Source organism: Mycoplana rhizolycopersici (assembly GCF_013378445.1).
GTDB classification, from domain to species: Bacteria; Pseudomonadota; Alphaproteobacteria; order Rhizobiales; family Rhizobiaceae; genus Mycoplana; species Mycoplana rhizolycopersici.
In genome coordinates, this window is the sequence record NZ_JABXYK010000016.1 from 1 (window position 1) to 21,744 (window position 21,744).

At 57.2% G+C, this 21,744-nt stretch carries 26 protein-coding genes; 10 read left to right on the forward strand and 16 right to left on the reverse strand.

Features of this window, described 5'->3' with window-relative positions; genetic code table 11:
- Positions 1-49: 49 nt before the first annotated feature.
- From HV823_RS20915 to HV823_RS20960, 10 genes are all read right to left on the reverse strand, one after another.
- Positions 50-1,030 (reverse strand): ExeA family protein, encoded by a 981-nt coding sequence (locus tag HV823_RS20915; RefSeq protein WP_003501092.1) that lies wholly within the window; start codon positions 1,028-1,030, stop codon positions 50-52.
- Positions 1,027-2,679 carry an IS481 family transposase gene (locus tag HV823_RS20920; protein WP_003501095.1) on the reverse strand — a complete coding sequence of 551 codons (1,653 nt, stop codon included), beginning with the start codon at positions 2,677-2,679 and terminating at the stop codon, positions 1,027-1,029. The genes HV823_RS20915 and HV823_RS20920 overlap by 4 nt, the downstream gene beginning before the upstream one ends.
- Positions 2,672-3,274 (reverse strand): recombinase family protein, encoded by a 603-nt coding sequence (locus HV823_RS20925; RefSeq protein ID WP_003501098.1) that lies wholly within the window; start codon positions 3,272-3,274, stop codon positions 2,672-2,674. Before HV823_RS20925 ends, HV823_RS20920 begins: the two co-directional genes overlap by 8 nt.
- A 339-nt stretch (positions 3,275-3,613) precedes the next feature.
- A complete protein-coding gene (locus HV823_RS20930) occupies positions 3,614-4,534 on the reverse strand; it encodes a LysR family transcriptional regulator (protein ID WP_003501100.1) in 921 nt (306 codons plus the stop codon).
- 12 nt (positions 4,535-4,546) lie between these two features.
- On the reverse strand, positions 4,547-5,545 hold the full coding sequence (locus HV823_RS20935) for a phosphonate dehydrogenase (protein WP_003501101.1): 999 nt from the start codon (positions 5,543-5,545) through the stop codon (positions 4,547-4,549).
- 13 nt (positions 5,546-5,558) lie between these two features.
- The gene (gene phnE, locus HV823_RS20940) at positions 5,559-6,365 is read right to left on the reverse strand and encodes a phosphonate ABC transporter, permease protein PhnE (protein ID WP_006473411.1); all 807 of its coding nucleotides are present in this window, start codon (positions 6,363-6,365) and stop codon (positions 5,559-5,561) included.
- Positions 6,366-6,435: 70 nt separating this feature from the next.
- Complete coding sequence (phnD, locus tag HV823_RS20945; protein ID WP_003501103.1) at positions 6,436-7,284, reverse strand: phosphate/phosphite/phosphonate ABC transporter substrate-binding protein; 849 nt, start codon at positions 7,282-7,284, stop codon at positions 6,436-6,438.
- Positions 7,281-8,090 (reverse strand): phosphonate ABC transporter ATP-binding protein, encoded by an 810-nt coding sequence (phnC, locus tag HV823_RS20950; RefSeq protein WP_006473175.1) that lies wholly within the window; start codon positions 8,088-8,090, stop codon positions 7,281-7,283. Before phnC ends, phnD begins: the two co-directional genes overlap by 4 nt.
- A 208-nt stretch (positions 8,091-8,298) precedes the next feature.
- Positions 8,299-8,592, reverse strand: coding sequence for an IS66 family insertion sequence element accessory protein TnpB (gene tnpB, locus HV823_RS27260; protein ID WP_080600525.1), 294 nt, complete (start codon positions 8,590-8,592; stop codon positions 8,299-8,301).
- A 167-nt stretch (positions 8,593-8,759) separates the two neighbouring features.
- Complete coding sequence (locus HV823_RS20960; RefSeq protein WP_246301838.1) at positions 8,760-9,419, reverse strand: LysR family transcriptional regulator; 660 nt, start codon at positions 9,417-9,419, stop codon at positions 8,760-8,762.
- Positions 9,420-9,579: 160 nt separating this feature from the next.
- Here HV823_RS20960 and HV823_RS20965 point away from each other — a divergent pair, with 160 nt between their 5' ends.
- A complete protein-coding gene (locus HV823_RS20965) occupies positions 9,580-10,299 on the forward strand; it encodes a putative quinol monooxygenase (protein ID WP_176951683.1) in 720 nt (239 codons plus the stop codon).
- Between the two features lie 580 nt (positions 10,300-10,879).
- Complete coding sequence (locus HV823_RS20970) at positions 10,880-11,149, forward strand: hypothetical protein (protein WP_176951684.1); 270 nt, start codon at positions 10,880-10,882, stop codon at positions 11,147-11,149.
- A gap of 5 nt (positions 11,150-11,154) precedes the next feature.
- On the opposite strand, the gene HV823_RS20975 is transcribed toward HV823_RS20970, so the two are convergent.
- From HV823_RS20975 to HV823_RS21000, 6 genes are read right to left on the reverse strand one after another with little or no spacing between them, the layout of a single operon-like run.
- Positions 11,155-11,577: a hypothetical protein gene (locus tag HV823_RS20975; RefSeq protein ID WP_113460402.1), complete on the reverse strand. Its 423-nt coding sequence runs from the start codon at positions 11,575-11,577 to the stop codon at positions 11,155-11,157.
- A gap of 9 nt (positions 11,578-11,586) precedes the next feature.
- Positions 11,587-12,174: a hypothetical protein gene (locus HV823_RS20980; protein ID WP_176951685.1), complete on the reverse strand. Its 588-nt coding sequence runs from the start codon at positions 12,172-12,174 to the stop codon at positions 11,587-11,589.
- Between the two features lies 1 nt (position 12,175).
- Complete coding sequence (locus HV823_RS20985; RefSeq protein WP_176951686.1) at positions 12,176-12,580, reverse strand: hypothetical protein; 405 nt, start codon at positions 12,578-12,580, stop codon at positions 12,176-12,178.
- Positions 12,581-13,285, reverse strand: coding sequence for a thermonuclease family protein (locus HV823_RS20990; protein ID WP_176951687.1), 705 nt, complete (start codon positions 13,283-13,285; stop codon positions 12,581-12,583).
- Complete coding sequence (locus tag HV823_RS20995; RefSeq protein ID WP_102022194.1) at positions 13,282-13,818, reverse strand: thermonuclease family protein; 537 nt, start codon at positions 13,816-13,818, stop codon at positions 13,282-13,284. The genes HV823_RS20990 and HV823_RS20995 overlap by 4 nt, the downstream gene beginning before the upstream one ends.
- Positions 13,815-14,423 (reverse strand): hypothetical protein, encoded by a 609-nt coding sequence (locus tag HV823_RS21000; RefSeq protein ID WP_176951688.1) that lies wholly within the window; start codon positions 14,421-14,423, stop codon positions 13,815-13,817. Before HV823_RS21000 ends, HV823_RS20995 begins: the two co-directional genes overlap by 4 nt.
- Positions 14,424-14,578: 155 nt before the next feature.
- Here HV823_RS21000 and HV823_RS21005 point away from each other — a divergent pair, with 155 nt between their 5' ends.
- From HV823_RS21005 to HV823_RS21035, 8 genes are read left to right on the forward strand one after another with little or no spacing between them, the layout of a single operon-like run.
- Entirely contained in the window at positions 14,579-15,553 is a 975-nt protein-coding gene (locus HV823_RS21005; protein WP_176951689.1) for a lytic transglycosylase domain-containing protein, read from the forward strand.
- A 10-nt stretch (positions 15,554-15,563) separates the two neighbouring features.
- The gene (locus HV823_RS21010) at positions 15,564-15,911 is read left to right on the forward strand and encodes a TrbC/VirB2 family type IV secretion system protein (protein WP_052642572.1); all 348 of its coding nucleotides are present in this window, start codon (positions 15,564-15,566) and stop codon (positions 15,909-15,911) included.
- Complete coding sequence (locus HV823_RS21015; RefSeq protein WP_081950740.1) at positions 15,911-16,210, forward strand: VirB3 family type IV secretion system protein; 300 nt, start codon at positions 15,911-15,913, stop codon at positions 16,208-16,210. The genes HV823_RS21010 and HV823_RS21015 overlap by 1 nt, the downstream gene beginning before the upstream one ends.
- Before the next feature lie 3 nt (positions 16,211-16,213).
- The gene (locus HV823_RS21020) at positions 16,214-18,673 is read left to right on the forward strand and encodes a VirB4 family type IV secretion/conjugal transfer ATPase (protein WP_176951690.1); all 2,460 of its coding nucleotides are present in this window, start codon (positions 16,214-16,216) and stop codon (positions 18,671-18,673) included.
- Entirely contained in the window at positions 18,670-19,761 is a 1,092-nt protein-coding gene (locus tag HV823_RS21025) for a lytic transglycosylase domain-containing protein (protein ID WP_176951691.1), read from the forward strand. The genes HV823_RS21020 and HV823_RS21025 overlap by 4 nt, the downstream gene beginning before the upstream one ends.
- A 14-nt stretch (positions 19,762-19,775) precedes the next feature.
- Positions 19,776-20,474: a type IV secretion system protein gene (locus HV823_RS21030; RefSeq protein ID WP_037093749.1), complete on the forward strand. Its 699-nt coding sequence runs from the start codon at positions 19,776-19,778 to the stop codon at positions 20,472-20,474.
- A 10-nt stretch (positions 20,475-20,484) separates the two neighbouring features.
- Entirely contained in the window at positions 20,485-20,703 is a 219-nt protein-coding gene (locus tag HV823_RS26805) for a hypothetical protein (RefSeq protein WP_246251533.1), read from the forward strand.
- A 4-nt stretch (positions 20,704-20,707) separates the two neighbouring features.
- A complete protein-coding gene (locus tag HV823_RS21035; protein WP_176951740.1) occupies positions 20,708-21,733 on the forward strand; it encodes a TrbL/VirB6 family protein in 1,026 nt (341 codons plus the stop codon).
- The last annotated feature ends 11 nt before the right edge of the window (positions 21,734-21,744 follow it).

Below are 21,744 nucleotides of genomic sequence, written 5' to 3' on the forward strand. Positions count from 1 at the left end.
CTTGCAAACATCCGCCACGTGCTCAGATTAATTGCCAGCGACGGCATGGTCAAACCGGGACGCCTGCCTGTCGTAGTTGCTCGGTCAGCTGACGGGAATATTCGGGATCAAGGGTGCCCGCCAGGAAGGCGCGGATATCCGACGGCCGAGCATTGAGGTGCGTGACCAGAGCCGTCGCATCGTAACCATTTCGGGTCAACGTCGGTTCGAGATCGTCGATGGCGCGGGACAGGACCTGCTCGACGATTTCGGCGGTAACCGGCTTGGCGCCGAGGCGAAAGCCCTGCTCGAATGCGAGGGTGAGATGCATCTCGATCTGAAGCGGCGTGCGCAAACGTTCGGCGATGAGGTCGATGGCTTCTTCCTCGAGGAGTTCGCCAACCTTTACGCCTTCGGCCGCACAGGCGCCAAGCAGCCAGGCAACATAGTCGCGGCGCGCGGAGCCGATCCCCTCGTAGTCAAAAATGGTCGTGCGGTAGCCAATCTCCTCCATTTGCGGCCGGCGCAGATCATTGCGCAACCGGGGATGCCCGACAAGAAGTACGGAAAGGAGCACGCCGGCGTCGGCGACCACCTCCATCAGTCGCTTCAGGCCGGTTAAGGTCTTGTGGTGCAGGTCATGGGCCTCGTCGACCACGAGGACGATCGGCCGTTTGCCTTTTTTCATGATGTCGCGCAGGTCGCGCTCCCGGCGCTCGGCCTGCTTGGGGATCTTGACCTGCGCACGATCGCCGGGAGACAAGTCGTAGAACAGGGCTTCAATGAGCGATGGCAGCGAAGTGCGCCGCTTGTCGACCGCCAGCGATTTGGCGAGTGCGACCTTGCCGGCTTTGGTGAGTTCGGCCTCGATGCGGCGCAAAAGGTGGGTTTTCCCCGAACCGACCAGGCCGGAGACCACGACAAGCCGACCGGTCTGGACGGCCGCACACACCTCGCGGATGATCGTGCGCTGATGCTCGGTCTCAAAGTTGCCGGCCCCTTGGAAAGGCCGGTCGAGGCCGTAACTGGATTGAACGTCAGCGAGCATCATTCTTCCTTTCTTCGCGCCTGGAAGCGTTCGCGGATACGGGCCGCGATCATCTTTTTGTCGAGTGTTTCTCCAAGCAGTTCATTGATGAAGGCGCGGTCACCGGCATTCATCGCGCCGATCGGCCGGCCGAGCTGGTCGGCGATGGCCCCACGGGCTGCGAGGCCATTTGGATAAGCGGTCTCTATTGCGGGTTCCGGAAACGGTGTCCGCCGTACACTCAGCCCAGCCGTGGTCGGGGGCAGCGAAGGCAATGGACGATCCCCGCCGGTGACCGCGGCGCGGGGGAGCCCAAGTTGGTCTGCCAGGCGCACCACCTTGTCGAGCCGCTCTTCGAGCTTGCTCTTCTGGTATTTGCGATAGCGAAAGAGGGGAACCGCCCCGCGCGAAGGTTGGAATGGACCGAAGCGCTTGCCCTCATGCTCGACGAACAGTTCCTGATCGAACAGGCCCCAGAGCAAGGTCACCGTTTCGCCGGCAAGTTCGGGCTCGACCTCATAGGATGCGCCTTCGACCGATACGGTCGCGTCTCCAGCAACCGTCCGTCGTTCCGGTTCGCGCGCAAAGGCGCAGAACCGCTCCCAGGAGCACATCGCCCGCACCCCGTCAGGAGGAAGATGCCGCAGCCAATCCTCGATGCGTGCATGAGACTCTGTGCGATGGTCGCCGTTATTGTAGGTGACCAAGGCGCGCCTGAGCCAAAGGTTGGCTTCCTCTTCGTCCTTCGGCTTGTGGAAATGATAGAGGGTCTCGTGCACTTCCTTGATCGTGCGAAACGGCCGCTCGACCTTGCCTTTCGCTCGCGCCGGCGTGCGCCGCTCGCTGTCCGACGGGGGCATATGCGTGAGAACCCGGACACCAAGGCTACCCATGACGGACTGGAAAACGCGCGAGCGGCTCACCGGCCCGTTATCCATATGGATGGTCGTTGGAATCCCCTGAAGCGGCAGTTCCGGTTCAGGCTTGGCGGCGAAGGCATTGTAGAGAAAGCGCAAGGCGGACTCCGCGTCCTCGCCGTAGACGGAGCGGTATTCCTGATAGCTCGCGCCGGAGCGATCATCGACCACGGAGAACAGCATCAGCGTCGGCCGGCCGCGCCCTTCCTCGACCCAAAGCGGCGCTTCCACCTGCTTCAGGTCGGACGGGCTCATGTCGAAGTGCCAGAGTTCGTTGGAACGCCGCGCCTGGAATCGGACGGCAGCCACCGGGCGGGTGACGCGCGCATAATCCAGGCCGGAAACACGCAGCAGCCGATCGACCGTTGCGCGTTTCAAGATGCCGGGCGGTGCACGGACCAGGCCATCGGGCGTCACCACGCCGTCTTCCTCAAGCAGCTTGATGGCGCGCGCCGTGGAGATATGCCGCCCCTTCCGGTTCGCCGTTCTGATCTTCAGGGCCGCGATGATTTCGGCATAGGTTTCCATCTCCGGCTGCGGGGCGATCCGGGAGGTTCCGTGATCGGCGCGCCGTACGGATTTCGGGCGGTTCAACTCCCGCAGCGCCCGATACAGGGTCCAGATCGAGATGCCGTAGGCATCGGCGGCACGAGCAACAATCTCGGTACGGCCTGGATCACGGGGAGAAAGCAGCGACAATCGGCGTCGAAGATCGACAAGAGCCTCTCCGGGCGGCCGCTTTCTCCGCTCAGCCATGGACGTCCTCGGATTCCACTGTTTTGGGAGAGCCACCCTTCTTGCCGATATGACGATAGAGGGTTGCAACAGAAACCCCCATGCGCTGCGCAATATTGCGTACCGGTATGCTGCCTTCCTTCATCAGGGCGCGCGCCGCGGCAATATCGCCCGGGCGCATCGCGGGCGGGCGGCCACCCTTGCGGCCACGTTGCCGCGCCTCGACCAGTCCAGCCGTCGTGCGTTCGCGGATCAGAGCACGTTCGAACTGGGCGATCGCACCGAAGACATGGAAGGTCAGCATGCCGCCCGGCGTCGTCGTATCAATGCTCTCGGTCAAGGACACGAGCCCGATCTTCGCGCGCTCCAACTCTTCCGCCGTCGCGATGAGCTTCTTTAGCGATCGCGCCAACCGATCGAGTTTCCAGACAACGAGCGTGTCACCAGTGCGAAGCACGTCGGAGAGAATTCGGCCCAATTCCGGGCGGTCATCGCGAGCGCCTGACCCGCGCTCGGTAAACACCTTCTCGCAACCGGCGCGTCTCAGCGCCTCAAGCTGAAGCTCCGGATTTTGATCGATCGTGCTGACCCTGGCGTACCCGACCCGCATAGCCATCCAAATGTTCTTGAAAGTCGTTGGACACATAGCATTTTGCGACAACCGTTTCTATAACAGTTTTGAGAAGATTCCATCGCGCCATTCAAGGGGCGTGACGGCATGCGCTATGGCATGCTCAAAAACCCTCGTTTATGACAAACGATCCATGGAAACCAACTATGTGTCTGACGGCCGAATATTCGCGACATGGAGCAGGGAACCTTACGCATCGAAAATCGGGCGGTCCCCGATCTTGTCCCCTTGTATGGGATACTCCGGGAATTGAGGCGGCGATACCAAAGGATGCGGTCGGCCAGGCCGTTACCATGTTCGAGCCGCAGGAATGCGCCAACTACTTCAAATCTTGCGGATATGACCCCGAGTAATGTGGACGTGCTCTAGGTCACCCAGAGGGGCGCTCGCATCGAGTATAACCTTAAGCGCGATTGCTTCCGGTGAACCATCCTCCATATGTACGGGATGTACAGCCCACACAGACTTTTCGAGAACCACATTCTCAACAGAAACCTCATAAAGCCTACCCGACGCGAGCTCATCGAGGACAGTGCTCCTCATCACGATCGAAATGCCGAGACCAGCTCGAACTGCATGCTTCACAGCCTCAGTGCTCCCGACATTGAATGAGATTGGGAATTGCTCTGCCGCTTGGCCGAAGGCCTCGCGGAGCACGGATCCGGTACCGGTTCCACGTTCTCCGCCAATGAGGGACTCTTGAAATAACTCTGCCGCTTCAATTGTTTTTCGCGTCCTCCAATTATGCTGTGGGGATACGATTATTACCAGCTTTTCCTTCCGCCAAAGGCGGGCTTGATATCCTTTTCGATCGTCCCACCATTCGGTAAAGGCTAGATCAATCTCCTTCCTCAAGAGCTTTTCGATGATTTCAGGATTTGAGGCAACGGCCACCTCAGGTGGCCGGCCTTGAGCATCCTGTAAACGCTTCAAGTGGACTGGCAAAATATAGGTACCGATGTTAGTACTGGCACCCAACGTAATCCGGCCGCTGTGCAGGCGGTCCAGAGATCTCTTCGTGACGGTCAAAAGGCTGCGTGCGAATGGCAAGAATACGAGCCCTTGCCGAGTCGGCACACACTTGTCCTTCCTCCTCTCGACCAGCCGCACCCCTAGTATATCCTCCAATCGTTTCACATTATGTGAGACAGTCGGTTGGGATATCTGAAGCCGTCGCGACGCCTCGTGAAAGCTGCCAGTTTCGATTACCTCTATGAATGCTGCGACATGCGAAAGGCTAAACATTACTTTCTCTAATCAAGGAATTAGTTGAACCTCGTTAATTGCCGCACGAGGTCTTCGGCCTTGGACAAAATCTATAATGTTGTCAGCAGCCTCGTGCTCGATAGCCAAACGCGACTTCGCCACTGCTGAGCCTATGTGGGGTGTCAAGATCGAATCATGTTCGCGATTGAGGAGACCCCCGTGGACCTTGTCAGGCCGGTCGGGTCTGGCCCAGTCCTCCATCTCATAAACATCAGCGGCGTAGCCTCCCAAGCGCCCCGCCTGCAATGCAGCGACAACAGCCTCTTCATCAACCACGCTTCCGCGTGCAGGATTGATAAGAAGTGCTCCTTTGGGCATTTTGGCGAGTTGTTCAGCGCCGAGGAGATGCTTCGTTTCGGCCGAAAGCGGGAGTGCACACACAAGAAAGGTAGACGACGAGATCAACTGGTCAAATTCAAGAGGCTTTACGTTCAGTCTGATCTCATCGGCTTTGTCCAGGGATTGACGATCCCAGTACGACACAATGGCGCCGAAGGTACTTAGGCGCTGTGCTATAGCTTTTCCGATCGCTCCCATCCCTAAAATGCCGATTGCTGTGCCCTGCAGCCCAAGGCCGTAAAACCGAGGGCGCCAACCTTTGTAATCCCTCCTGACGCTCTTGTCGCCTGGCAGAATGTGCCGCCCAAGAGCAATCATCAGACCGATTGTAAGTTCGGCTGTCGGGTCAGTGAGAAGATCGGACACTATCGTGACGTGGACTCCACGCTGCGTGCAGGCTTCGATGTCGAAGTTATCGAAGCCTTTCAGCGCACATGCCACAAGTTGAAGATCGGGAGCGTGCGCGAGTACAGACGCGTCGATCATGTCCGGCATGAACGCCATCATCGCCTTGGCGTCGCTCAATTCTGCGAGCAGTTTCTCGCGGGGCCATGTATCATCAGTATCGTTGCAAACTAAACGAGCGTGGGGAGATAGCTTTGAGATAATCTCCTCGTGGACGCGATGGGTGATTACTACCTTTGGGAGCATTTAATTTATCCTTCTATTGCAGCTGGCGGCGGAGGAGAGCGCCGACCTGGTCAACGATGGTGACCATCAGAAGGACAACGAGCATGATCGCAAGAACCTCCTGATAATTCATGATCCGGAGGGATGTCATCAACTCGAAACCGATACCACCAGCTCCCACAGTGCCCAGGATTGTCGAGGCGCGGAAGTTGTACTCCCACCGATAGATGGTCACATCGGCCAATTGCGGTAGAACTTGTGGCAAGATCGCCCGCGTCACGATCTGGAACGGCGACGCACCAGCTGCGCGTGCGGCTTCTATAGGCGCATTATCGCAATGCTCGATCGCCTCCGCAAAGAACTTGCCCACCATGCCAACCGAGTGAAGACCAAGAGCCAGCACGCCTGGGAGCGCTCCAAATCCCACTGCCGCCACGAAGACGATGCCCATAATCAGCTCCGGGATCGACCGTAGACCATTCAACAATCCACGCGAGATCATATAGATGACAGCGTTGGGTGCTGTTTTCCCTGAGGCGAAAAAGCCAACTGGAAGTGATATCAGTACCGCGATCGCAGTCCCAGCTATACTCATCGCCAGAGTGTCGATGAGAGGGCTGATCCACTCCAAGCCTCGGTTGAAATCCGGGGGAAACATTTCCGTACCGAGCTGCCAGAGCGCAGGAAACCCAGATCCCAGACGCTCCAGATCAAGAAGACCGGAGTGATAACTGCTAACAATGATCACACACGCAATTGCCAACGCGATCACGCCAGCTCTGGTCCAAGCTTTGTTTTGATGTTGAAGGATAGAGTCGTAGTCGGCCGACGGCTGTGTCATCACATATCCTGGAAGAAAGGACGCAGGCCAGCGCCTGCGTCGAAAGGTGAGAAACTGTCTCGAACGCGCCTTACTGACTCAGGTCCAAGTTCAGCACTTTACCGAGCTCACGGACGACGTCGTAGGCTTTGTCATCGATCGGAGCGAACCCATCGGCTTTGAAGGATGCCAATACCTTTTCGTCTTTAAGGTCGATGAAGGCTTTGGTGATCGCCTCTTTCAACGAAGTGTCAAGATCCGACCGCATGGTCCAGGGGTACTGCGGGAACGGATCGGACTCGGCGAGGGCGATAACTTTCTTAGGATCAATGGTGCCACGAGCGACCATTGAATTGTAGATGGGCAACGAAAGTCCGCCAATCTGAGCATTGCCATTCTGCACTGCAATAGCCACGGCATCATGCGACCCTACGAAGTTCTCGCTATAGTCTTTTCCAGCCTCAACTCCGGCCTTAAGCAGCATAGATTTCGGGATAAGGTGGCTTGAGGTGGAAGCCACGTCCCCAAACGCGACCTTTTTCCCTTTTGCATCTTCAAGGCTTTCGATGCCAGCCTCTGCATTGGCGACAACTACAGCGCGATAGGTGGTTTCGCCATCCTTCATAAGTGCTGCGAAAGGCTCGATATCAGCCTTGGTTTTCGCGAGCGTGTAAGAGAGCGGCCCGAAATAAGCCAACTCAAGCCGGCCGAAACGCATCGCTTCGATCATTGACGAGTAGTCGGTCGTTACGATCAGTTCAATCTCCCGACCGAGTGTCTTCTCAAGATACTCCTCGAGAGGACGATTGTTTTTGATGACAGTGGCGGCGTTCTCGTCCGGTAGCAACGCGACGCGCAATGTCTCTGGATTTGAGCCAGCATGCGCCAACGAACTCCAGCCAAGAACGGCGAGGAATGCGAGGGACAGAAGCTTCTTCATAATGCGGCCTCCATGGCAGCTAAAGGTTGATCATACTCGTAGTTGGACAAATCTTGTGTTGTGGTCGGATTTCTTGGGGCGCTGCGGTAGATCGACGCACACATTTGATCGGTCAGTTCGTCGACAGCGGCGTCCGCAACCACTTCCCCGTCGCGCATAGCAATGACCCGGTCGCCGAACCGGCGAGCTAGATCGATCTGATGAAGGCTGATCACAGCAGTGATGCCGTCGGCTGTGCATATTTCGCGAAGCTGCGACAGGACCTCGACAGCCGTTTCAGGGTCCAGACTTGCAACGGGCTCATCTGCAAGGACCAGTTGGGGCTTCTGGACCAGCGCGCGCGCAATGCCCACCCGTTGCTGCTGACCGCCGGATAGTTGATCCGCCCTGACGAGAGCCTTATCAAGAAGGCCTACGCGTTCAAGGCATTCCAACCCCAGCCTTCGATCCGAACGCGGCATAGGGAACAACGTACGCCAGCCAGAGTGGTAGCCCAGGCGGCCCGTCATGACGTTGTCGAGCGCGCTCAAGCGCCCTATGAGTTGGTGCTGCTGGAATATCATCCCAGTTCGCCTTCGGTGAATGCGAAGCTTAGTTTCCGCATCCAGAGCACCAATATCGTTAGAAGTGATCGAACCAGACGTCGGCGCAACCAAGCCGTTGAGTGTCCGGATGAGGGTAGATTTGCCTGCGCCGGATCTACCGAGGAGCACGACGAACTGACCCTGGTTGAACGTCAATGTCGTTGTCTTCAAAGCTTGGGTGCCGTTGGCATAGGTCACGGCAACTCCGTTCAGAGCCAGCATCACAATAATCCTGATCGTTAGTGGTGCATCGATTGAATATTTGCATCACTATGGGCGACATATGACGTCCGTTTATCAGGCTCGTGAAACTTCAATGACAGCACTTAAACTCAGCTCTACCTCCTCGCGTAGCTGCGATGGAGAAATTTCACCCAGAGCCGCCTGATCATGACGGCCCGGTCCCAATTCTACACCACCTTGACGGATGCTATCCCATATTCGGCCAGATAAACCGGCCCTTCTCCAGCCGCCGGGTAAAAAGGCAGGCGCCCAGACCATCATGCCAGATGATCTTCAAAATATCCGATCTGCGGCCCCTGAAGACGAAGAGATGCCCTGACAACGGATCATGCTGCAGAACCTCCTGCACCCGAAGCGCCAAGGAGGGAAAGCCACAGCGCATGTCCGTATATCCGCGCCTTCCTGGCGGGCACCCTTGATCCCGAATATTCCCGTCAGCTGACCGAGCAACTACGACAGGCAGGCGTCCCGGTTTGACCATGCCGTCGCTGGCAATTAATCTGAGCACGTGGCGGATGTTTGCAAGCAGACCCGGATGTTTGCGAGCACATTGGCAAAGAGCGTGAGCACGACGCCCGCTCCATTGTCAGATAATTCGAGCAGAAAATGCCGATGTTTGCGAGCAGAGGCGCTTATGTTGGCAAGCCGCTACAGATAGGCCGCGTAGAGTTCGTGACCATGATCCGCGCAGGTCCCATGCAAAGCATCCCGCATTTCGCAATTTAGTCGGTCAAGCATGTCAGTTTTAGCAAGAGTCGAAAGAGAAATCGCATCTAGTTCAGACAACGGGTGCGACTTTGACACCACTACCTTGTAGTCCTCATCATAGAGATGATCTATGCGATAGAGGTCTTCGCTGACCTTCTCTGCTGTGACGACAACGTCAAATTCACCATCTCGCAACCCAGCAAGAAGCTCGGAGGATGACGCAACGATCAGTTCGATTTCGGCTTGCGGCGATCGTGTACGAGTACGCTCCAAAGCTGCCGAAATCCTGTTGTGGCCAATCGTTTCGCCAATACCGACAGAAATTGGAACCCGCTCCAAGCGCAAATGACGGACCGCCTCGGCCTTAGCCTGTCGCGTCTCATCATGAACCGTCTGCAACCTTGGCTGCATGAGTTTTCCGAGTGCCGTAAGCCTGCATCCCGCACGGTCCCTGACAAACAGGTCACCTCCAAGCTCGTCTTCAAGTTTCTTGATCGCAGTCGTCAAGGAAGGTTGGGAGACATTGGAGGCACTGGCCGCATGGGTGAAGTTCCGGTGCTCGCAGACAGCGAGAAAATACCTGATCTGGTTCATTTCCATCGCCGCATTCTCCGTCACATCTCGGTTCAGGTCATCAAAACAATTTCGATAGCTCATGTCTATCAAAGAATAGCATTTCGGAATTGGAGTCCGAAGCATCCGGCATGGGACAAGAGTGCATCGAGACCAAGCACGGTGCACTTCAGATCAGGAGACTACCATGAAAATGCAAATCCTTCAGACATGCGCCGCACTGGCTCTGATCACAACTTCTGCAACTGCTCAGGACAACCCAATGGAAAATCACACTGCCAGCTACATCGCCATGCCGGCCGCAGAAGGCCAGACCGCTGCCTTCGCGGAGTTTCTGGCTGGTGCCGCACCCATCGTGGGAGAAACAGAGCCGGGCACTGTACTTTGGTTTGCTTTGCAAGCCGACGATACGCTCGCAATCTTTGACATCTTCGCAGATGAAGAAGCACGCGACGCTCACTTCTCAGGAGCGGTTGCTGCGGCTCTGAACCAAAACGCCGACGCGTTGGTCGACGGAGGATGGGACGACGGTGTTGTCGCGAATATCAACAACTCCGATGTCCTGTCGGCAAAGGCGCCGGTTGATCTCTACACGGCAACGACCGCAACTTACATCAAGCTCGAAGCCGCTCCAGGTAAAGGCCCCGAATTGGCAGCCTTGCTGACCGCCGCCGGCCCCATCGTCGCAGATACCGAACCCAAGACATTGTTCTGGGCGGCGCTGCAGATTGACGAGAACAACTTCGCCATCTTCGACATCTTTGCCGACAACTCTGGCCGCGAAGCGCACTTTGCCGGACAAGTCGCCGGACTCTTGAATGAAAAGGCTTCAGAATTGGTCTCAGGCGGATGGGACGACGGTGTGGTGGCAAACATCCACAATTTCAACATCCTCGCTACCAAGTAATCTCGAGGTGACTTGAGAAAGAAGTGCCCGTTGCAACCCAACGGGCGCTTTGCTGTTTGAATTAGGTTCACGCCAAAGCGGCCGTTCGAGTAATCGCAGCGAAAGCCGCTCCGTCCGCTCTGCAGACCTCCATGTCGTCCAAGCCGAACTTCCGCCCTCCTCCCTATCAGGACGTTGCTGCCGAGCGAGGCGAACGGCTGCTTAGGGGAGCTTGGTTCCAAATCGGGAACGACCGGAATGACGGCGCAAAGCCGCCTGGCAGCTATAAGTCCCCAATGACCGCTTCGGGCCGAAAGCCGACTTGATCTAACTCACTGAGAGGGGAGAAAGGCGCTCTGCCCTCTCTCCCCCACAAGCACTAAACCGGTCTCCCCATGCTTCGGCCTGCGGCCTGCAGCACCGGCCGCATTTCCCTGAAATCCGTCTCGGCCCTCCGGGTGGGTGATCCCCCTCCGGTTTAGCGCTTGTCCCCCTCTCTCCAGCTGTTCCGCACGAGCTCGGGAGCAGGAGCGGGGCTCCTGCCCTCCCTTCGATTTCGGGAGGTCAAGGAGTGATCGCTTGCGCTTGTTGAGAGGATAAGATGTCAGAGAACATTGAGCTGGAGACGAACCCGTCGTGGTCCTTGAAGACCGAACGTCACTTGGCGGCGATCCGCACCGCTGTTGCCGGACAAGAGGATCGGGAGACGGAGGCACGAATGGAAGTCATTAGGCACAAGCCTTCAGATCAGGAAGAAAGACGGCAGAAGCTCATCTACGTCGTTGCGTATTTGCTCGCCTCAAAAGAGGACCTTACGCCTGAGGAAGTGGAGCTTGTCCTTAGAGGCCCCACCTCGGTTCAAGGGCATTGAAGGCGTCAGTAGTTGGTGGCAACCCATTCGCCGGATGCAGACTTGGCAAATCCAATGACGCGATCGAGAGGAGCTGCGTTCGGATTCCTCTTGATGGCCGCAACGCATGATACGCCTGGACCGCTGGCGTTCTCGTCACACTCTCCCAAAGCAAGGGTTACATCGGCTTCACCGCGGCCGGTCCTCAGAGGATTGCGGGCATAAGCCTTGCGGTATGCGGCTAGGGCTTCCTCTTCTGTCGGTATTTCAAGCACAGGGGCCGGAGGTTCGGGAATTAGGGAGGGATTGGCTGCGATAAGGGCCGCGATCTCCGCATCAGTAGGGGCCCGGACAACCGGCTCTGGCTCCGGCATGATGAGATAAGTACCTCCAGCACCGGCGAGAATGCCGATACCTGCGGCTGCTACGATGAGAATGTTGCTGTTCATGTCATCCACTCAGTCATTCAGGTTGAACCAAGCGCGCTGCTTGACGCCCTTATCGTTCGGAATGTCGAAATAATAAGGATCTGCGCGGCGAGGGCGGGGCTGAGTGATCTGCACCATGCAGCCATTGTCTCGGTTGAAAACATCATTGTCGTTGTTCTGGTTGATCTGCCGGATCGTGACACCCTTGCGCTCGTTTTCGCGCTTGTCACTAAATTGGGTACGGAAGGCGGCACGGTTGCTGCACTGGTTGACGGTCTTCGTGCACTGATCCTTGTCGTCTCGGCCCAAGAACGGCCGATCTCCATCGGTGCGGGAGGAAACGGCGGTCATGCCGGCAGGGCATTCCTCGTAAGGTTCATAGCCCGGTTTTCCGGCTTTTGCTTCATGGCAGATCGGCCAGGAGAAGCCGGGCTTCGCCATAGCTGATATGAGCCTTTTCATCGGGGGAACGCAGTAGGGGACGCCATGCCATGACGGGCTTTGTGAGGCTGCGCACAAGAGGATCTGGCAACCCCATGAGGCATCCTCGGCCTTGGTAGATGCTGGAGAGATGGCAAGAGCCGCGAGACCGGCTGCGGCAAAAAACACTGGTTTCATATCAGGTGTCCCTCTTGATCAAAGCTGCTGAAATTGCCGGCTCGGAAAAAGGTCTTTCGAGCGGAGTCCTGTGCTGGATGCGTTCGCCTGCGGCGTAGATGACGGCCGAGATCAGCGCGAAGCACGCAAACCAGGAAATGCCGATGCGATAGAGCAGTGGCTGATTGGGAATGTCCCGAGAAACCGCGGCGAAGGCTAGGAGCCCGACCAGGTAGCTGTCGAAGGACAAGTGACGCTTGTCGTGGAAAGCCAGCGACAGGATGAGAAGGAAGGCCGCTAGTAGCGCGTGGATCCACCAGAGTCTCTGCGCCGGGATTATGAGGGCGATCGAGAGGGAGATGGCAAGCAGCAAGCCAGCCAAGGGATCCGTTGCGAGAGAGGTCGCAATATGTGCGATGTCTGGCAACTATCGGTCTGTCCTCTTCGGCTTGTTTCGCGCATCAGCAAAAGGAGGAGAGATCTCGCTTTTCCTCTCGGCCAATAGATTGAAGTCGGCGATCGGATGCCGATCTAGCGTCTTGTCGACGGCTTTGCGGCGCCATTCGTTCATGTCCAACACGTAGGTTCCCCACATCCCATACCGGGCGGCCATCGCGTTGGTCTGATAGGCGTAATATTGGGCGTTGATGTAAGGGGAATCGAGACGAGCCCAACCGACGCGCAGCATTTCGGCGGCGAGATCCACACCGTTAGTCGTGCATTGTGCGACGGGTATCCCATCGTTCGCGTAGGCCAGACCGACGCAAGTCGTGGGTCTGTTTCCGACAGTCCTTTTCAGCCAGGCCTTGGCGAAGGGACCGCATGGAACGGGGGCTGGAGCCTGTTGCTTGTCGCGGTTGGTCCACTTTGGGTTCAAAGCCCATTGAGGAAGCTCACAGGTGTCGATGCCAGCCAACCTTACTTTATAGCCATTGCCAAGCGTGCCGAACCATAGCGTTCGGCCGTCGAGAACGGTTACCGGGCCTTTGAACGTCGGCAACCGAACAGCAGCAGCAACGGGAGGCGCAGCCTGACCGCGTAGGGCGTGCCAGTTCTGATAGATCGGATCGGCGGCAAACGCCGGCAGGGCCAAAGAGCTTGCGGCGATAGCAACGATAAGGCGGTTTCTCATGGCTGGGCGCTCCTCGATCGCTGGTTCGCCTCACGACTAAGCAGGATGGAAGGGTGCTGAACGTCGGAGAATTGCCAAAGGCCGGCCTTCTTTTGCTGAGCAAGCTGCTCGGCTATGGCGTAGGGGGCATGATAAGGGAGACCATCGGTCTTCAAGGCGGCGAATGCATAGCCGCTTGTCACCATGATCTGCGCGAGGTCGAGCCTTTGACTGCCAACCGTGGCGTAACAAACGACATATGAGATGCCGTTAAGCTTCGCCACGGGGGCACAGATCGGTTTGGTGTCCTTGATGTAGGCAGCCAACATCGCAAGCGATGCCTCGCCGCAATCCTTCTTGTTGCCCTGACCGTCCGTGTAGGCAGTGCCGCGCAAACAGGACTGGATGCCATAGAGACGAAACCGTTCTCCGTTCGAAATCCAGGTGTCCCCCGTTTCCAAGGTAATGCCGGGAGCAAGATCGAAGTACCCTTCAGGTGCGGCATTGGCTGCAAAGGGCAGTAGAGTCGCGACGAGTGCAGCAGCAAGCTTCATTGCGCCTTCACCCGAGGATCTGCCCACATGCCGTAGGAACCCTTCTGGCCGATTTCCTGAGCTTCCGTGAGATCAGGACGTTCGAATGAACCATCGGCTTTCTTAGTCAGGCGAACCGCTCCCAACGACAGAAGCTGCTCCTCAAGATTATCGACCGTGTCCATTGCTCCAGGATAGTTATAGTAGCCGTAGCAAGTGACATCCTGAACGGGGGCTGTCTGCTCGCTGATGAAGGCCCTGCAGAACAGAACCTTGGGACTTTGCAGCATCGTTTGGAGCTGCTGCGTACCAAACTCCTCGCAAGTCCCGGAATAGTCCTCCGCACGATTGACCAGATCGCCGCTGCAGGGCTGAACGCCGTACAGGTGCAAGGTGGTCCCTTCATCGACACGGAAGTCGGTAGCCGAGACGGCCTTGAAGCCATTGGCCGTGGCGAAGCCTTTGCGATCAGCGACTTTGCCGGTCCCGTCATAATACTCAATGACGAGAACCGTCTTGCCCGGCGCTGCCAGCGACCGGATGTAGTCCTTGTTTACGGGAGATGCCGCGAGAGCCTGTGTTGCTATCACGCAACTTGAGAGCGCGGTAATGATGGTCCGTATCATGTTCTAGCCCTAACCATCTGCTGTGCGGTCGCTGCCCTGAAAAGGGCTTTTCCACCGATTGGAAAACTTGTAAGTCTGCGCCAAATCGGTATCATGCAAACGCTAACTTAATCGGTTTTTGTGGCGATCACAACACCGTTTGCTCAGGCGGAACGATGGAAAAAAGGGCTAGATACAAGGGCTATCGAGGCGGTTTTGCCTTGGTCGGCACAACCTTGTCTGCGTTGGTCGCGGCGCATCAAACCTATGCGCAAGATGCACATAAGTTCGCCGAAAAACCCAGCATTTACAACGGTTCTGTGACAGATCAACACACGGATTTAGCAACGAATTTTGAAGATCGTTGGCGTGGCACATCGTCAACAGGGCAGGAGTTCGTTCTGGGAAGCGATGGCGTTGTGTCGAAAGAAAACAATACTGACTCTGCCTCACATTCGGAAACCTTCACTCCAGACTCAAAATATAATATTGGCGCAGATATCAACGCATATTTCCACGTTTCTGATGCCGAACCAGCATCTATCACTGCCTCGCGACCGACCGGTTCAGTTGCCTCACTTGGTCGAAATCCCCAAAAATCAGGGGGTCATTTCACAACCAACGAGTGCGGCCCTTCTCCTCTGGATCCGAACGCAATCAAGGCTTTGGTTGCGGAAACCGCGCGGCGCCACGGTGTGGACGAAGGGTTCGCAGTAGCCATTGCCTGGGCGGAAAGCCGGTTCGATCAGGATCGGAATTCCCCGAAAGGGGCGCGCGGACCGATGCAGCTTATCCCCGAAACGGCGGCACGCTTCGGTGTTCAGGACATTTGCGATCCCGCTCAAAACATCGAGGGCGGGATGAAGTACCTGCGCTTCCTGCTCGATGAGTTTCAGAACCCGCTTCTGGTCGCAGCCGCTTACAACAGCGGGGAGGGTCGCATCTACGAATATGGCGGCGTGCCGCCATTCCAAGAAACCGTCGGCTATGTCGCAAAGGTCGTGAATTTCCAGCTTGGCCTACCGATGCCAACCGGCAAACGGAAGGCGAGCGGGATCGTCCGAGACATGGCGGCAAAGAACACCAGCGATGCCGGAGTCATCGCTGTGGAGAAGACCGGCAAGTTCGTCGGCGGCGTGATGCATTTTTAAGGAGAGAACTATGAAGAACGTCGTTTCCCGGCATTCCGGGGCATTGAAGGCAGTAGCCGTCATTGGCTTGGTGGCAGCCCTGCAAGTTGCTGGCGCTGATCAAGCGCTTGCACAGGCTAGCGGTGGCGGCGGCGGTGCATTCGCCCCTCTTCAGACAGCCGTGCAGATGATCGTTGACTTCATCACCGGCCCCTTCGGACGTCTGATGGCAATCATCGCCGTGATTGGCCTCGGCTTCCTTGCCTTTGCCGGCAGGCTTTCGTGGTTCACGGCCGGAGCCGTCGTCATTGGCATCGGTCTCGTGTTCGGCGCCCCTGCCATCGTTGACCAGATGATTTCGTCGGTAGGCGGCGGCTGATGAGCGATTTTCAGGACGAGAAGCCAGCTTTGACGCCGTTGGTGATCGGCTTGACCCGCTCTCCGACGCTATGGGGCGTGCCCTACATGGCGGTCGTCCTGATCATCGGCGTGACAATCATTGGGTGGCTGGTGACGAACCATCTGGCGGCACTGCTGATCGCGCCAGCCGCCTACCTTGTCCTTTTCTCGCTTTGTGCCTGGGACAGCAAGATTCTCGACGTCCTGCAGGTCACGTCCCGCAAGACGCCAAGGACCCCCAACAAGCGCTTTTGGGGCACCAACTCATACGGACCATAGTAGATGCTGAAAGTCGTCAAGGAAGAGCTTGGGTTTGGGAAGGTCGCCGGCAACGAGCGGCCTATGTCCGTTCACATTCCCTACATGCGGCATGTGTCTGACACGGTCATCGGGCTCGAGAATGGAACCCTGATCAGCGTCATCAAGCTCGATGGACTGTTCTTCCAGACGGAGGACCAGGCCGAATTGAACATGCGTTCTGTTGTGCAGAACACCATGATCCGAGCTCTAGGTTCGAGCCGCTATTCTCTGTGGTCGACCGTAATCCGTCGTGAGGTGGAGACCGAAATCGGCGGTTCGTTCGATTCCTCCTTCTGCGAGATCCTGAACGATCGTTATATGGACCAACTTCGCAAGAAGCGGATGTTCACGAACGAAATCTACCTGACGATCGTGCGTTCGAGCATGAAAGGGGCGCTTGGCCTCGGCGACTCGCTAAAGCGGATCTTTGAACGCTCGAACAAGGAGGCCAGGTCCCAAGCGACCCGTGAGGACGTGACCGACCTTGAAGAGCTGGTTGGGAACATCGTGAAAGAGTTGCACAAGTACGGCGCAAAGCCGCTTGGCATCACGTATCGCAAGAAATCGGACGATACCGCGAAGAAGGACATCGATGGGGAAGAGGCTAAGGGCGATCCGTATTCGGAGCCCTGCGAGTTCTTCAACACGATCCTGACCTGCGGTGTGCCGCGAAAGATGCGGCTTCCGCGCATGGGAATCCGCAACTACGTCGGCACTTCACGGCTTCACTTTTCAAAGCGGACGATGCAGGCACAAGCGGCGGTGGAAGAAGATAGCCGGTATGCCGCTCTACTCTCGATCAAAGAATATCCTCCATTCACTGGTCCCGGCATGTTGGATGGGTTGCTGCAGGTGAACCACGAGTTCATCCTGACCCAGTCTTTCACCCTTGCAGACAAGCCGATCGCACAAGAGCGGATCAGCCGCCTTCAACGCCAAATCAAGGCCTCCGACGAAGCGGGTAGCTCGGTCGAATCCGACATCGACTATGCATTGAACAGCCTCCTCAATCAGGAGGCTGTATTCGGCTTCCATCATTTTTCGCTTCTGTGCATTTCGCGGGACCTCGACGGATTGAGCCGTTGCGTGTCGGAACTTGGCGCTTGCCTCACCGACATGAACATCAACTGGCTCCGGGAGGATCTTAATCTTGAAGCGGCGTTCTGGGCGCAGCTGCCGGGAAACCGCTCCTACATCTCCCGCATCGCCATGCTGTCGAGCGCCAACTTCTCCGGCCTTTCCTCGATGCATAATTTCGCGACTGGACAAGCGGATCGCACCCATTGGGGCCTGCCGATCACCATTCTGGAAACGACCTCACAAACCCCCTACTGGTTCAACTTCCACCGTCGCGATATCGGGCACTTCACGGTGACTGGTCCGACAGGCTCCGGCAAGACCGTTGGTTTGACCTTCCTGCTGGCTCAGGCGATGCGGGTTTCACCCACGCCTCGCGCCGTGTTCTTTGATAAGGACCGCGGGGCCGAGATCTTCGTCAGGGCGATCGGCGGAGCCTACGAGGTTCTGTCTCCGGGAACGCCCACGGGTTTTAACCCGCTGCAATTGCAAAACACCGGCGAGAATCGGGAATTTCTGGTCCGTCTGCTCAAGGCCATGCTGCGCGGCGATCGACGCACCGACTTCACGCAAGAGGACGAGGACACGCTGGAAAAGGCAATCGTCCGGATCATGCAGGAGCCTGCAGCTCAGCGAAACCTCCCGAATCTTGCCGGCCTCTTGATGGGGCGGTCCAAGGCCGATGCCAACGATCTATACTCGCGGCTTCGCCCTTGGATCGAAGGCGAAAAAGCCTGGCTGTTCAACGCGCCCCATGACGTCCTGTCCTTCTCGGGGCACAGCGTATTTGGCTTTGATATGACCAACATCCTCGGAAACGAGGAGCTAAGAACCCCTGCGCTGATGTATCTTTATCATCGGCTGGACGAGCTGCTGGACGGTAACCCCGTCATGTTCTTCATGGATGAAGGCTGGCAGCTGCTAATGGACGACACTTTCAGCGCCTTCATCGTCGACAAGATGAAGACGATCCGAAAGCTCAACGGCATCGTGGGCTTTGGTACGCAATCGGCCGCTGACATCACCAAATCCAAAGCGTCGCACACGCTCATTGAGCAATCGGCGACCAACATCCACTTCCCGAACCCACGGGCTGACGAAGAGAGCTACATCAAGCGCTTCGGCCTGACGGTGAAGGAGTTCAAGTTCATCAAGAACACGCCTCCTGAAAAGAGAACCTTCCTGATTAAGCATGGCAACGACTCTGTCATTGCGCGTCTCGATCTGTCGACAATGCCGGATCTCGTGAAGGTGCTTTCAGGACGCAAGGAGACGATCGAGGAGTGCGCGGCACTTCGCGAGCAGTACGGAGACGAACCCGAAAACTGGTTGGCGAAATTCTGCGGATGGGAGAAGGCCGAATGAGGAACAGTCGGACTCTGACGCTGCTGGTTGCAGCCTTGGCTTTGGGGACAGCGCCGCCCGCCTCCTCGCAGGTTCCTGTTACGGATGGCGCCCTCACTTCAACAGATGCAGTGCGCAATGAAACGACGAAGCAGATCGAGGAAACCGACAGTCGTCGGCACTCCGTGAGCAAGAGCGTCACATGCTCGATGTATCGGCCCGGGCGCGGAGGTGACGCCCCCTCGGCAGCACAAGCCAATCCGGAGATCGTCGGCCTCGTGAAGCGAGTGGCGCGTGAGGAGGGGGTAGACGAAACCCTCTTCATGTCCCTCGTCTACCAGGAGAGCCGGTTCAATCCCTGCGCAAAGTCGCCTGTCGGCGCTATGGGCTTGTCGCAGCTGATGCCGGGCACTGCCAAGGATCTTGGCGTGAATCCTCACGATATCGAGGATAATCTTCGCGGCGGCGCACGCTACCTGAAGCAGCAGCTCCGTACCTTCAACGGCAATACCAACCTTGCGCTCGCCGCATACAACGCGGGGCCAGGCAACGTTCGGAAGTATGGCGGCATTCCTCCGTTCAAGGAGACGCAGGGATATGTAGCCGCGATCAAGGGTAAGTGGATGCCTCAGTTTGGAGGCTCCGATGTGTCGAACATCCCCGAAAACTTCGGCGGAGGCACGTCGGGCTTTTCAGGTGCGAGAGACGCAACGATCAACTCAATGGCAACCAGCCAGTCGATTTCCGAAAACAGCGGGAACGTCGCGTCATGGCTTCAGCAACTCGGCCAGATGGAAAGCGGCACGATCCAAGACAGCTGGGACCACAATTCCGGCGCACGCAATGCCAACCTCGAGATGATGAACCAGGTCATCCGCCTCGGAACAACGATGGCGGAGCTTATGAATTCTCAAAATGCACTCGATCTGGGCGGGCTCTCGGGGTCTTCGCGGTCCAGCGACTACAAGCGAGACGAGAAGGAAGACGATCGCGAGGTAGCTGACCTCTGCGACAAGGAACTGCAGCTTGAGTGGAATCCGGAGGAACAGGCCTGCGTTCGAAAACTCGAACCAGAGGCTGACATGAAGCTGATGTTGAGCGCCGAATGACAAGGAGAACGGCCATGAAAAGAGCATTTCTGACTGCGTTTTCGCTAGCGATGGCGTCTACCGCGCTTGCACAGGTTCCCGTGATCGACAGCGCCAACCTGAAGATCGCAACGGAAACCTCTCAGACGACTGACCAGATCCTGGACACGAACAAGGAGGTTCTGAAGACGGTAGAAGAGACGCTTAAAGCCGTCACAGGGGATCGCGGGAGCGTTTCCAATCCCATGCAGAACCTCGCCGTCGGTCAAGGGTTCAGCGTCTCTCAGATGCCGTCACTCGACAGCCTCATGCAGGGCGGGGTCCCGAACTTCGGCAGCATGGGCGGTGACATCGGCCAGATTGCCACAACCTTCATCAACGGTCTTCAGCTCGTAAAGAACTTGTCTGGCAAGGCGGACAGCACGTTCTCTGGCGACAAGTCCTACGAAGAAATGATGAAGACCGTCCTTGGAGTTGCTGCCCTAGTCACCGGCTCGCAACAGGCCGTTCAGTCGCGAACACAGGCATTCCAGCAGGCAGGTCAGCAGATCGGCCAGGCCGAAGACATCAAAGGGTCCATCGATCAAAACACACAGCTGCAGGTCCAAACCGGCCTGACGATCAACGAAATGATTGGCGTGATGAATGGGGCGGTCGGCTCCCTGCAGGCTCAAAACCAGCGCCGCCTTGTCGACATCTCCAATACCAAGAAGGCGCTGACCTACGGTGACTAAGACATTCCGAATGAAAGGCTTTGTGCTCCTCTCTGTTCTGGTTGCTGCCGGCGTAACCGGCTGCGCCGGTGCTCCGAAAGAGAAGACTGCACCATGCAAGAGGCCGGCAAACCTCACATCCTACGCCGAGGATCCGCGACAGGAGTGTGGCCCAATGACCAGCGTGAATGGCAACCCATCGGAAGCGCTGGCGGCGATCGACGCTTTCGCTGCAAGCGGAGAGCAGTAACCCCATGAACTTTCTAGGCGGCCTGCTTGAGGCTCTTGAAGATGCAGGGCGGAATTTCTCCCAACGGGCCTATGAGGTGGTTGGCGACGAGATCTTGCCCTTGCTGACGATCATGCTGATTGCCTACGTCGCCTATTACGGACTTCAACTCGTCATGGGGACCGCGCGAGTGAGCGTCGGCGAGATCGTCGGCCGGGTCGTGCGAATGATGATTATTGTCGCCTTCATTGATCAGTGGGGCAACTTCCAGACCTTCTTTTACGACTGGCTAAACAACACGCCGGAAGACGTGGGAAGGGCACTCCTGACGGCCAGTGGAACCGGAATTACCGAACCGACTGACGGCCTTTCCATGATTTGGAAAACAGCAAATGACGCAGCCGCGGCATTCGCTGAGCAGTCAGGCTACTTTGCCATTCTGCCGGGCCTCATAGGCTTCTTGATCATGTTTGCGGTCGGGGTTTTCATTGCGGTAGCGCTCGCAATTCTGGTGCTGGCAAAGGTGATGATGTGGGTTCTGCTTGGCACTGCACCCATCTTCATTGCCTGCCTGTTGTTTGACTCGACCCGTCAGTACGGGATGGCTTGGTTCCAGCAGGTTCTGACCTACGCTCTCATGCCATTATTCGTCTATGTCGTCGCCGCCTTTCTCATCACGACCATGGACGCTGAACTGCAGAAGGTCGCAGCGGCAGCATCCGCGAACGAGATCCAGCTAGACGATATCTCGGCTTTCGTCCTGATCTGTGCGGCTGGCGCATTTGTTCTCTTCAATGTCCAAACACTTGCGCAGGGCATCACGGGAGGCGTGGCAACGGGTATCGGACAAATCGCCAAATCCGTGGGTTATGCATCGGGCGTCGCACTACCTCTGAAGGCATGGGATGGAACCCGTTCTCTAGCCGGAAAGGCAGGGGAGATCGGCATGGCTGCGCGCGCCAGAACCCATGCCGGCATGAAGACCAATCTCCAAAATGCTGCGGCAGAAGCGATGCAAAACCGGATTAGCAACAACAGCATGCCCTCGTAGAGCGCGCGCTG

What these genes read in the sequence shown, in the direction of transcription:
- HV823_RS21025 (WP_176951691.1), top strand. Translation starts at nt 18,670, where the DNA reads ATGAGGAACAGTCGGACTCTGACGCTGCTGGTTGCAGCCTTGGCTTTG.
- HV823_RS20975 (WP_113460402.1), bottom strand. Translation starts at nt 11,577, where the DNA reads ATGAACAGCAACATTCTCATCGTAGCAGCCGCAGGTATCGGCATTCTC.
- HV823_RS20965 (WP_176951683.1), top strand. Translation starts at nt 9,580, where the DNA reads ATGAAAATGCAAATCCTTCAGACATGCGCCGCACTGGCTCTGATCACA.
- HV823_RS20960 (WP_246301838.1), bottom strand. Translation starts at nt 9,419, where the DNA reads ATGGAAATGAACCAGATCAGGTATTTTCTCGCTGTCTGCGAGCACCGG.
- HV823_RS20970 (WP_176951684.1), top strand. Translation starts at nt 10,880, where the DNA reads ATGTCAGAGAACATTGAGCTGGAGACGAACCCGTCGTGGTCCTTGAAG.
- HV823_RS20995 (WP_102022194.1), bottom strand. Translation starts at nt 13,818, where the DNA reads ATGAAGCTTGCTGCTGCACTCGTCGCGACTCTACTGCCCTTTGCAGCC.
- HV823_RS20980 (WP_176951685.1), bottom strand. Translation starts at nt 12,174, where the DNA reads ATGAAACCAGTGTTTTTTGCCGCAGCCGGTCTCGCGGCTCTTGCCATC.
- HV823_RS20915 (WP_003501092.1), bottom strand. Translation starts at nt 1,030, where the DNA reads ATGATGCTCGCTGACGTTCAATCCAGTTACGGCCTCGACCGGCCTTTC.
- HV823_RS21020 (WP_176951690.1), top strand. Translation starts at nt 16,214, where the DNA reads ATGCTGAAAGTCGTCAAGGAAGAGCTTGGGTTTGGGAAGGTCGCCGGC.
- HV823_RS20990 (WP_176951687.1), bottom strand. Translation starts at nt 13,285, where the DNA reads ATGAGAAACCGCCTTATCGTTGCTATCGCCGCAAGCTCTTTGGCCCTG.
- tnpB (WP_080600525.1), bottom strand. Translation starts at nt 8,592, where the DNA reads ATGGTCAAACCGGGACGCCTGCCTGTCGTAGTTGCTCGGTCAGCTGAC.
- HV823_RS21000 (WP_176951688.1), bottom strand. Translation starts at nt 14,423, where the DNA reads ATGATACGGACCATCATTACCGCGCTCTCAAGTTGCGTGATAGCAACA.
- HV823_RS26805 (WP_246251533.1), top strand. Translation starts at nt 20,485, where the DNA reads ATGAAAGGCTTTGTGCTCCTCTCTGTTCTGGTTGCTGCCGGCGTAACC.
- phnD (WP_003501103.1), bottom strand. Translation starts at nt 7,284, where the DNA reads ATGAAGAAGCTTCTGTCCCTCGCATTCCTCGCCGTTCTTGGCTGGAGT.
- HV823_RS21010 (WP_052642572.1), top strand. Translation starts at nt 15,564, where the DNA reads ATGAAGAACGTCGTTTCCCGGCATTCCGGGGCATTGAAGGCAGTAGCC.
- HV823_RS20925 (WP_003501098.1), bottom strand. Translation starts at nt 3,274, where the DNA reads ATGGCTATGCGGGTCGGGTACGCCAGGGTCAGCACGATCGATCAAAAT.
- HV823_RS20930 (WP_003501100.1), bottom strand. Translation starts at nt 4,534, where the DNA reads ATGTTTAGCCTTTCGCATGTCGCAGCATTCATAGAGGTAATCGAAACT.
- HV823_RS21005 (WP_176951689.1), top strand. Translation starts at nt 14,579, where the DNA reads ATGGAAAAAAGGGCTAGATACAAGGGCTATCGAGGCGGTTTTGCCTTG.
- HV823_RS20920 (WP_003501095.1), bottom strand. Translation starts at nt 2,679, where the DNA reads ATGGCTGAGCGGAGAAAGCGGCCGCCCGGAGAGGCTCTTGTCGATCTT.
- HV823_RS21035 (WP_176951740.1), top strand. Translation starts at nt 20,708, where the DNA reads ATGAACTTTCTAGGCGGCCTGCTTGAGGCTCTTGAAGATGCAGGGCGG.
- HV823_RS20935 (WP_003501101.1), bottom strand. Translation starts at nt 5,545, where the DNA reads ATGCTCCCAAAGGTAGTAATCACCCATCGCGTCCACGAGGAGATTATC.
- HV823_RS21030 (WP_037093749.1), top strand. Translation starts at nt 19,776, where the DNA reads ATGAAAAGAGCATTTCTGACTGCGTTTTCGCTAGCGATGGCGTCTACC.
- HV823_RS21015 (WP_081950740.1), top strand. Translation starts at nt 15,911, where the DNA reads ATGAGCGATTTTCAGGACGAGAAGCCAGCTTTGACGCCGTTGGTGATC.
- phnC (WP_006473175.1), bottom strand. Translation starts at nt 8,090, where the DNA reads ATGCTGGCTCTGAACGGAGTTGCCGTGACCTATGCCAACGGCACCCAA.
- phnE (WP_006473411.1), bottom strand. Translation starts at nt 6,365, where the DNA reads ATGACACAGCCGTCGGCCGACTACGACTCTATCCTTCAACATCAAAAC.